Origin of the sequence: Streptomyces sp. NPDC088732 (assembly GCF_044751205.1) — a bacterium.
GTDB lineage: Bacteria > Actinomycetota > Actinomycetes > Streptomycetales > Streptomycetaceae > Actinacidiphila.
On record NZ_JBIVLI010000015.1, the window covers coordinates 162468 to 170593 of the forward strand.

Genomic DNA, 8126 nt, shown 5'->3' on the forward strand with positions numbered 1-8126 from the left:
GGGGGCATGGTTCAATGGTTTCCATGGCCAGCCTCACTGACACCGCGACAGGTCGCAGCGACCTCGAGCCGTTCTGGCCGTCCCGGCAGCAGTACCACTTCGACCGGGAGTGTTGCCGCGCGGTTCCCGCGCGGACCCCGGCCCGCAGCTGACGCCACCGATCCAGGCTGCCGCCCGCTGTCGGTGTCCCGGTCGTCCCGCGCAAGACGTCGTCCACGACTCCTTCGCGCGAAAGAACCGAGACCCCATGTCGCTCACTCCTTCCGTCCCCGTGCCGGCTGCCGGCCGCCAGCGGCTGCGCGCCGTGCGCCCCGGCGAGGTCCCGCCGCCCGTCCCCGACTTCCTGCCGCCCGGTGCCACCTGGCTGCCCGCTCCGGGGCATGTGATCCCCGAACTGGCCGGGCAGCCCCCGATGGTGGGCTATCTCGTCCTCGTCCCCGCCGAGCAGGCGCCCCCCGCGCCGGAGCCGCCCGCCGCGTCCGCTCCGCCGCTGGTGCGCGTCGACACCGAGCGGCGGGTCGCCCAGGTGCACGACCGCACCCTCGATCTCACGTACCTGGAGTTCGAGCTGCTCGCCCATCTCGTCGCCCACCCGCACCGGGTGCACACCCGGGACCAGCTCGTCACCACGGTCTGGGGGTACGGCCATGTGGGTGACGGCCGCACCGTCGACGTCCATGTCGCGCGGCTGCGCCGCAAGCTCGGGCCCGAGCACCGCGCGAGCATCGTGACCGTGCGGCGGGTCGGCTACAAGTACGCGCCGCCCGCGGCCCGCTGAGGCGGCGTCAGTCCGCGGACCGGTCCCGCGGCGCCGCCGGGGAGGCCCCGTGGCCCCCGGCGGCGCCGTGTTTTCCCATGTGTGACGTCCGCGGCATCTTCCCCCACCGGACTATGGGTACGCTGTCCCCATTTCCGCCGCGGCCCGGCGCGGCGGAGGCAGGTCCGGAGGGCGTGATGGCTGAGTCTCGGGAGTGGGCGCCCCCGGCAACCGGGACATCCGTGCCGCCCGGCTGGCCGGCCTCCGCGGACCTGCACATGGCACTCAACGGCGTGGGCGGCTTCGACTGGGACCTCGACCTCGACCGCGTCCACCTGGACGGCGAGGCGCAGCGGGCCCTCGACGTGGGCCCGGAGGAGTTCGACGGCGACCCCCGCGCCATGCTGGCCCGGCTGGCGCCGGACGACGCCGCCGCCGTCGACCGCACGATCAAGCAGGCGCTCGCCGAGGGCCGCGCCTCCTGGGGCGCCTACAGCCGGCTCACCCGCCGCGACGGGCGCCACGGCTGGGTCCGTCTGCGCGGCCGCGTGGTGCGCGACGGCGAGGGCCGGGCCCGCCGCGTGATCGGCATCGTCATCGACGCCACCGACGAACTCGTCCAGGCCGCCGCCTGTCTGCGCGAGGAGGACCGGTCCACCGAGAGCGATCTCGTCCTGGAGGTGACCGCGTCCCTGGCCCGGGCCGTGACCGTTCGCGATGTGACCGCCGCCCTGACCGGCAACCGCCGGATGGACCGGCTCGGCATCGCCAGCCTCTTCCTCGGCCAGGTCGAGGGCGGCCGGGTGCACGTGGTGAGCGACGCCAAGGAGACCAGCTGGGTCCCCGAGCTCCAGTACACCCGGATCGACGAGGAGTACCCGATGAGCGAGGTCGTCCGCACGCTGACGCCGCGCTTCGTCACCTCGCCCGAGGAATTCGCCCGCCGCTACCCGGAGTTGTGGCCGCATATCGAGCCGCTGGGCCCCTCGGCCGCGGCCTATCTGCCGCTCATCGCGCAGGGTGAGCCGATCGGCGCGCTGGGTCTGCTGTACCGGCACAAGACGACGTTCTCCCCGCAGGAGCGCGACCTGCTCATCGCGCTCGGCGGCAGCATCGCCCAGAGCCTCCAGCGGGCCATGCTGTACGACCAGGAGCACGACCTCGCGCAGGGCCTGCAGACCGCCATGCTGCCGCGCACGATCCCGGACGTCCCGGGCGCCGAGATAGCCGTGCGCTACCGCTCCGCGCGGCTGGCCCGGGACATCGGCGGCGACTGGTACGACGTCGTGGCGCTCCCCGGCGGCCGGGTCGCCGTCGTCGTGGGCGACGTCCAGGGGCACGACACCCATGCCGCCGCCGTCATGGGGCAGTTGCGGATAGCGCTGCGCGCCTACGCCGCCGAGGGCCACGCCCCGGCCAGCGTCATGGCCCGCGCCTCCGCCTTCCTGCACGAGCTGGACACCGACCGCTTCGCCACCTGCCTGTACGCGCAGGCCGACCCCGCGACCGGCGCCACCCTCGTGGTCCGGGCCGGGCACATCGACCCGCTGGTCCGGCAGGCGGACGGCACCGTCCGCGTCCTGCCCACCTCCGGTGGCCTCCCGCTCGGGCTGTCCGCGCAGTTCGGCCCGCCCGAGTACCCGGTGACCGCGGCCGAACTCGCCCCGGGTGACGCCCTTCTGATGTTCAGTGACGGGCTCGTGGAGCGGCCCGGCGCGGACCTCGACGACGGTGTGCGCCTGCTGGCCGGCGCGCTGCGCGACGGGCCGTGCGGCCTGCAGAACCTGGCCGACCACCTGACCACCGTCATGGGCGAGCCGGCCACCGAGGACGACATGGCCCTGCTCCTGCTGCGCCGCGACGGCGACGCCAGGTCGGCCCCGGCGCGCCGGCGGCACCAGCACGTCGCCCAGGGGGACCCCGGGGCGCTCGTCGAGGCCCGTGCCATGGTCCGCGAGGCCATGGCGGCGTGGGGCATGCCCGGCCGGGCGGACGAGGCCGAGCTCGCGGCCGACGAACTGATCACCAACGCCCTGGTGCACACCGACGGCGGCGCCGTGCTCACCCTGCGCCTGCTCCCCGACCCGGCCCCGGCGCACGGCGAGGCCGGCGTCCCCCGCAGGCTGCGCGTCGAGGTCCACGACCTGGCCGCGAGCTGGCCGCGCCGCCGGGAGCCCGGCGACGGCGAGCTGTCCGGCCGCGGGCTGCTGCTGGTGGACCGGCTCGCCGACGCCTGGGGCGTCGAACCGCACGGTTCGGGCAAGTCCGTGTGGTGCGAGTTCCACGACGCGGGCACCGGCGGGCGGGACCCCGGTACCCCGATCGGCTGAAAGCAAGCGCCGGCGTTCCGCCCGGGTGCCGTTTCGGCCGGTCATGGGCCGCGGATTCACCCGTACGGCTCACTCGCCACGACACGCCGCCATTTGCCCCGCACGCTGTCGGTGAGGAGCCAAGAGGGAACTGCTCACATGCTGGCCGCGCCGGCACCGGGGAGGTCTGCGATGCCGACGGTGTCTACAAGCGTGATCGTCACCCGAACCGTGGAAGAGGTCTTCGACTTCCTGGCCGACGCCCGCAACCTCCAGATGTGGAGTTCGGGCGTGGCCGCCGTCTCGACGGAGTGCGTGCCCCCGGGGGAGCGGGCGGTGTACCGCTACCACTACCCCGGCCGCCACCGCGAACACCGGCTGGTCTGCTCGGTCTACCAGCCCTGCCGCAGGATCACCTACCGGGGGCGGCGGATGTGGAGTCCCCTGGGCACCCAGGTCCCCGAGTACGCCTTCCGGATGCTGCCCCACTCCCAGGGCTCGTTCGTGCAGCTCAGCGTCACCAGCACGCTCGGCGGGGGCATGCTGCTGCTGGCCCCCTTCCTCGGCTGGGCGTGGCGCCGCGACCTGCCCGAGGACGCGCGCCGGCTCCGCGAGGCGCTCGGCAGCCCGCTGGTGGCGCCCCCGCAGCCTCCCCCGCCGGCCGGGCAGGTACGTGCCGCCGCCCCGCGCGCCCCGGCCGCCGCCGCATTGCCGGCGGCGGCCGCCCTGCGTCCCGCGCTGCCCCGTGTAGCAGGTCAGGACCGCATAGGCACGGGCACCTGACGGATCCGTCCGAAGTTCCCTCGATCCGGGTACTTCGCTGACAGGCTGGACGCCGTAGGTGCCCCACCCCCGCACGACTGAACAGAGAGGACCCGCAGATGGCGGAGCAGGCCCGCATCGGCGTCACCGGACTGGCGGTCATGGGCCGCAACCTGGCCAGGAACCTCGCGCGGCACGGTCACCCGGTGGCCCTGCACAACCGCACTCCGGCAAGGACGCGGTCCCTGGTCGAGGAGTTCGGCGGCGAGGGCGAATTCCACCCCGCGGAGACCCTCAAGGAGTTCGTCGACTCCCTGGAACGTCCCCGGCGCATCATCATCATGGTCAAGGCCGGCGGCCCCACCGACGCCGTGATCGACGAACTCGTGCCGCTCCTCGAACCGGGCGACATGGTCGTCGACGGCGGCAACGCCGACTACCGCGACACCCGGCGCCGGGAGAAGGCGCTGCGCGAGCAGGGCCTGCACTTCGTCGGCACCGGTATCTCCGGGGGCGAGGAGGGCGCGCTCAACGGCCCCTCGATCATGCCGGGCGGCTCGGCCGAGTCGTACGAGTCCCTCGGCCCGATCCTGGAGGACATCGCCGCCAAGGTCGACGGCGTCCCGTGCTGCACGCACGTGGGCCCCGACGGCGCCGGGCACTTCGTGAAGATGGTGCACAACGGCATCGAGTACGCCGACATGCAGCTCATCGCCGAGGCGTACGACCTGCTGCGGCACGCGGCGGGCAAGCGGCCGGGCGAGATCGCGGACATCTTCCGGACGTGGAACTCCGGCCGCCTGGAGTCGTACCTCGTGGAGATCACCGCCGAGGTGCTGGCGCACACCGACGCCGAGACCGGCAAGCCGTTCGTCGACGTGGTCCTCGACCGCGCCGAGCAGAAGGGCACCGGGCGCTGGACCGTGCAGAACGCGCTCGACTTCGGCGTTCCTGCGTCCGGCATCGCCGAGGCCGTCTTCGCGCGCTCGCTGTCCGGCAGCACCGAGCTGCGCGAGGCCAGCGGCGGACTGCCGGGCCCCAGTGAGACCTGGCTCGACAGCGCGGCGGGCGACCGCTTCGCCGACGACGTCGAGCAGGCGCTGTACGCGTCGAAGATCGTCGCCTACGCCCAGGGCTTCAACCTCATCCAGGCCGGCAGCGCGGAGTTCGGCTGGAACGTCGACCCCGGCGCCATGGCCACCATCTGGCGCGGCGGCTGCATCATCCGGGCCCGCTTCCTCAACCGGATCAAGGAGGCGTACGACTCCGATCCCGGCCGTGCCACCCTGCTGACGGACGCCCACTTCGCGGACGCGGTCGGCTCGGCCCAGGACGCCTGGCGCCGCGTCGTGACCACCGCCGCCCAACTCGGCGTCCCCGCGCCCGGGTTCTCCGCCGCGCTCGCGTACTACGACGCGCTGCGCGCGGACCGGCTGCCCGCCGCGCTCGTCCAGGGGCTGCGGGACTTCTTCGGGGCGCACACGTACGGGCGCGTCGACAAGCCGGGCGCGTTCCACACGCTGTGGGGCGGGGACCGCTCGGAGATCCCCGCGGGCTGATCCCCGGCCGTCCGGCGGCTCGTCCCCCTCCGCGAGGGCGGGTGGACGCGCCGCCGGACGGTCCCTGCACAATGGGGGCGTGCGACTGACCCCCGTGAGCTGGGAACGGCTGACCGAAGCGCTGGCCGACCGCGTGGTGGAACTGAAGCCGCAGGACGGGGGAGAGCGCCCGCGCGTGGCCGTCGACGGGGCTCCCGCGGCGCGCCCCGAGGCCCTGGCGGAAAGCCTCGCGGACGCCCTGCGGCTGCGCGGGCGGCCGGTGCTGCGGGTCGCCGCGCGGACGTACTGGCAGCCCGCGTCGCAGCGTTTCGAGCTGGGGCGCCGCGACCCCGACGCCTACTACGACCGCTGGCTCGACACCGGCGCGCTGTGGCGCGAGGTGTTCGACCCGCTCGCGCCCGGCGGCAGCGGTCGGGTGCTGCCGTCGCGCTGGAACCCGGACACGGACCGCGCGACCCGCGCCGCGTACGAGGAACTGCCGCCGGGCGGTGTGCTGCTCCTGGAGGGCGCGCTGCTGCAGGGCTACGGTTTCCCGTTCGACCTGAGCGTGCACCTGCGGATGTCGCAGGGGGCGCTGGCCCGCCGGACCCCGGAGGAGGAGCGCTGGACGCTCCCGGCGTACGAGCGGTACGAGCGGGAGGCCGCGCCGGGGGAGACCGCGGACATCCTCGTCCATACCGACGACCCCCGGCACCCGGCGTGGACGGGCTGACCGGGCGCCGCTTGCAGCCGCCCCACGGCGACCGTTAGCGTCCCGGAGCACCATGACTGTCGCCATAGCTCCGCTGACCGCCGAGCACGTTCCCGAAGCCGCCGCTCTGCTCGACCGCTGGTACGGAAAGGCCCGAAGAGGCGTGCCGCTCCAGCCGGGACGGGCCGCGGGCTCGCCGGGCGGCGAGGAACTGCTCGGGAAGATGCTCGCGGGGCCGCGCACGGAGGCGGTCGCCTCCCGCGGCGGCGACGGCACGATGACCGGGTACCTCGTGGCGGCCCCGGTGGACCTCGCGGACGACGACCGCGCCGCGCTGCGCGCCCACCCCCGCTCGGCGCTGGTGGGCTACGGCGGGCACGCGCTGCGCGCCGGCCGCGACGGGCTGCGGGACGACGTGCTGCGGGGGCTGTACACGACGGTGGCGCAGCGACTGGTCGCGGACCGCCGGTATGTGCACTACGTGGACCTGCCCGCCGACGACGAGGCGGCGCTCGCCTGGTTCCGGTGCGGCTTCGGGCTGGAACGGGTCCGCGGCCTGATGGCCGTGCGGCCCAAGGGCCGCCAACCGCGCGGCGTGGACGCGCTGTCGGTGCGCCGGGCGGGACCGGGGGACCTGGAGCGGATCGGGCGGATGGCGGTGGAGGCGGCCCGCGCCGACCGGGGTGCCGCGGTGTTCCGCCCGCAGCCCGAGCCGGCGCTCGCCGCGCTGCGCACGCACTACGCGGGCGCGCTGGCCGATCCGCGCAGCGGGGCGTGGGTGGCGCTGCGCCGGGGCGAGGAGATCGGCATGGTCGTGCTGATCCCGGCGGAGCCCGGCCCGGTGGTGCCGGAGGGGTGCGTCGAACTGGTCGAGGCGTACGTGACGCATGTCGCCCGCGGCGAGGGCATCAGCCGGGTGCTGCTGGCGACCGCGCTGGCGTGGGCGTACGACCACGGGTACCGGCACATCACGGCGAGCTGGTCAGCGGGTTCGCCGGTGTCCGCGGCGAATTGGCCGGCGGTGGGGTTCCGTCCCGTGGCGTACCGGCTGCAGCGGGTGCTCGACCCGAGGATGTGGGCGACCCCACAGCGCTGAGGGGTTTGGTGGTGCGAACCATCTCTCCTTGACTGTTAAACTATCAAGGGTTCGCGCGAGGGCAGAATCGTTTCTGCCGCGAACCCCCGTGACTGCCCCGGCCAGATCCCCCCGTCCTGGCCGGGGCTTCTCCTTTTTCTTGGTCTAGACATGACCAACTCATCGGAGTACCTTCACTATTGGTCCAGACCAAGCCGGTCCTGCAGGCTCCGCAACTGCTCTCAGAACTCCCCCACGTTCTCCGAGGAGCGAAGCATGCCCAGAAAGCTCGGCGCGGCCGTTGTCGGCCTCGCCCTCGCCGGACTGTCCGTCCTGGCCACCGGCAGCGCCTACAGCCACGGCTACACGGACTCCCCGATCAGCCGTCAGAAGCTCTGCGCCAACGGCACGGTGACCAACTGCGGTGACATCCAGTGGGAGCCCCAGAGCGTCGAGGGCCCCAAGGGCTTCCCGTCCACCGGGCCCTCCGACGGCACCATCTGCGCGGGCGGCAACAGCCGGTTCGCCCAGCTCGACAACCCGCGCGGCGGCACCGGCTGGCCCACCACCAAGGTCACCGGCGGCCAGAACTACAGCTTCCGCTGGCAGTTCACCGCCTCGCACGCGACCGCCGACTTCAAGTACTACATCACCAAGCAGGGCTTCGACCCGAGCCGGCCGCTCACCCGCTCCGCGCTCACGCTGACGCCCTTCCTGACGGTCAACTACAACGGGGCCCGGCCCCCGGCGACCGTCACCCACCAGGGCACCATCCCCACCGGTCACACCGGGCGCCACATCATCCTGGCGGTGTGGACGGTCGCGGACACGACCAACGCCTTCTACGCCTGCTCCGACGTGCAGTACTGACCACCTGGCCGCGCCGCCGGGCCCGCCGGTCCCCCCTCGGCGGCCCGGCGGCGCTGCCGTTCCCGGGGGGCCGCCGTGCGGAGCGCCGTCGACCGGCGCTCCG

General features: G+C 74.1%; 8 protein-coding genes. All 8 read left to right on the forward strand.

Features of this window, described 5'->3' with window-relative positions; genetic code table 11:
* Positions 1 to 23: 23 nt before the first annotated feature.
* On the forward strand, positions 24 to 152 hold the full coding sequence (locus ACIP9H_RS25190; protein ID WP_401589668.1) for a hypothetical protein: 129 nt from the start codon (positions 24 to 26) through the stop codon (positions 150 to 152).
* A 95-nt stretch (positions 153 to 247) separates the two neighbouring features.
* Positions 248 to 778 (forward strand): winged helix-turn-helix domain-containing protein, encoded by a 531-nt coding sequence (locus ACIP9H_RS25195; protein ID WP_401589665.1) that lies wholly within the window; start codon positions 248 to 250, stop codon positions 776 to 778.
* 176 nt (positions 779 to 954) lie between these two features.
* On the forward strand, positions 955 to 3087 hold the full coding sequence (locus tag ACIP9H_RS25200) for a SpoIIE family protein phosphatase (protein ID WP_401960970.1): 2133 nt from the start codon (positions 955 to 957) through the stop codon (positions 3085 to 3087).
* A 171-nt stretch (positions 3088 to 3258) separates the two neighbouring features.
* Positions 3259 to 3849 (forward strand): SRPBCC family protein, encoded by a 591-nt coding sequence (locus tag ACIP9H_RS25205; RefSeq protein ID WP_401960972.1) that lies wholly within the window; start codon positions 3259 to 3261, stop codon positions 3847 to 3849.
* Positions 3850 to 3947: 98 nt separating this feature from the next.
* Positions 3948 to 5387: an NADP-dependent phosphogluconate dehydrogenase gene (gene gndA, locus ACIP9H_RS25210; protein ID WP_401589658.1), complete on the forward strand. Its 1440-nt coding sequence runs from the start codon at positions 3948 to 3950 to the stop codon at positions 5385 to 5387.
* A 79-nt stretch (positions 5388 to 5466) separates the two neighbouring features.
* A complete protein-coding gene (locus ACIP9H_RS25215; protein ID WP_401589655.1) occupies positions 5467 to 6099 on the forward strand; it encodes a uridine kinase in 633 nt (210 codons plus the stop codon).
* Positions 6100 to 6151: 52 nt separating this feature from the next.
* On the forward strand, positions 6152 to 7174 hold the full coding sequence (locus ACIP9H_RS25220) for a GNAT family N-acetyltransferase (RefSeq protein WP_401589653.1): 1023 nt from the start codon (positions 6152 to 6154) through the stop codon (positions 7172 to 7174).
* Between the two features lie 255 nt (positions 7175 to 7429).
* On the forward strand, positions 7430 to 8023 hold the full coding sequence (locus ACIP9H_RS25225) for a lytic polysaccharide monooxygenase (protein ID WP_401960975.1): 594 nt from the start codon (positions 7430 to 7432) through the stop codon (positions 8021 to 8023).
* The last annotated feature ends 103 nt before the right edge of the window (positions 8024 to 8126 follow it).